The organism is Wolbachia endosymbiont of Drosophila incompta (genome assembly GCF_001758565.1).
GTDB lineage: Bacteria > Pseudomonadota > Alphaproteobacteria > Rickettsiales > Anaplasmataceae > Wolbachia > Wolbachia pipientis.
In genome coordinates, this window is sequence record NZ_CP011148.1 from 1,131,704 (window position 1) to 1,133,511 (window position 1,808).

1 protein-coding gene and 2 pseudogenes are annotated in these 1,808 nt (G+C 36.2%); all 3 read left to right on the plus strand.

Translation table 11 applies throughout. From position 1 onward, the window contains the following. A pseudogene (locus WG67_RS08785) lies at window positions 1-461 on the plus strand (hypothetical protein); the annotation flags it as partial. After that, window positions 462-1,409: a ferrochelatase gene (gene hemH, locus WG67_RS05130; protein WP_010082099.1), complete on the plus strand. Its 948-nt coding sequence runs from the start codon at window positions 462-464 to the stop codon at window positions 1,407-1,409. It begins immediately after the preceding pseudogene. A gap of 70 nt (window positions 1,410-1,479) precedes the next feature. Further along, window positions 1,480-1,808, plus strand: a pseudogene (locus tag WG67_RS08790) (hypothetical protein); the annotation flags it as partial.

Genomic DNA, 1,808 nt, shown 5'->3' on the forward strand with positions numbered 1-1,808 from the left:
GAACTTTTCATCTGCGTGAGAAGTTAATGGAAAAAATCACTAACCATAGTAGAAAAGAAATAGACGCGGAATTTAAGAAAGATACTATAAAATTTCCTATCTTTGATCAAAATAGAAAACACACCGAGTATAATTCGCCTAACTCAGGGCGACTACTGGATGAAACAAGTAGCACCTCTCTTTTCGTTAAAGTTTTACTTTTTCCCCTCAAGGTTCTTCTGAATGTCCTGCAAAGTTGTATAATGCTATCTTTAGCTGCTGTTGAACTTCTTGAAACGGTACCAAGTCTTTTTGTCGATACATTTTTCGATTGGAACTTCACATCCACCAAGAGTAACCTGAAGAGATCAGGCCACTTATTGTATGCCAGTGTAAGAAATTTAGTGCCTATAACTAAATTTGATGAGTGTGTAGCTAATTTTATAGGCACCCCAGAAGTAACTTGTTGTAGTAGTGCGTAGGTGAAAAAGGCAGTTATCTTATTTAATCTTGGCGGGCCTGATTCACTAAATGCGGTCCGTCCTTTTTTATTCAACCTTTTTTATGACAGGAGAATAATCAATCTACCGAATCCCTTTCGGTTTCTTTTAGCAAAGTTTATATCTGCGAAACGAGAAAATACTGCACGAAAAATATACGAGGAAATTGGAGGTAAATCGCCAATTCTAGAGAATACAAAAATGCAAGCTAATGCTTCAGAACTAAAATTAAACGAAAATAGAAACCATGTACACAAGGTATTCATCTGCATGCGCTATTGGCGTCCATTTGCTGACGAAGTTATTGAAAGTGTAAAACAGTTTGATCCTGACGAAGTAATTCTGCTGCCACTGTATCCACAATATTCAACTACCACAACTCTGTCATCCATCGAGAATTGGCAAAAAAATGCTAAACGGTATGGCCTAAAATGCAATACAAAAATGATTCACCGTTATTATGATAACCAAGATTTTATTGAAGCTCACACTAATCTGATAGCTAAGTACTATAAATTGGCTAGAAAAATCGGTAAACCAAGAGTCCTATTTTCAGCCCATAGCTTACCTCTTAGTATCATTAAAAAGGGCGACCCTTACGCTTCACAGGTAGAAAGAAGCGTAGAGTTAATAGTAGAAAAGTTAGCTATCAATAACTTAGATTGGTCAATATGTTATCAGAGTAAGATTGGTCCTGTAAAATGGCTAGAGCCAAGCACTGAAAGTGAGCTATTACGCGCAAAAGCTGATGGTGTACCTGTAGTTCTATCACCTATATCTTTTGTTTCTGAGCATTCAGAAACTCTAGTTGAACTTGATATAGAATATAAAGCAATTATCAAGGATGGATATTACTTTCGTGTGCCAACTCTCAGTACCGATCCCTTGTTTATAAAATGCTTAGCCGATTTGTGCATAAATCTCCCTTAAAGTCCTGATTCATAGGGCTTTTCTTTTAGGATTTTATGTGATAGAATAACAGGAAGTTATTAACTATTTCATGCCAAACAAGCTAAAAAAGAAATCTAACATACTCGCACAAAGGGTGCATGATATTTATGATCATGATTTCAGGAAGGTAATCTGCATCACAACAGGTTTAACAGCCCTATTGTGTAAGATTTCACTGCAATTTTGCTGCGAGTTCATTGACAATAATAGATCCAATATCTTTCTTATACGGAATGTTGCTCAACTAGTAAAGTTTCCGACATCTATTCTATACATTGCCCATTCTGCATTTACTCTACAGGATCTAATTAAGGATTACAGAAACCCTGAGAGTAAAAAAGAGCTGGCAAAAATTGTGGGTAAATCGGCTAATCTTGC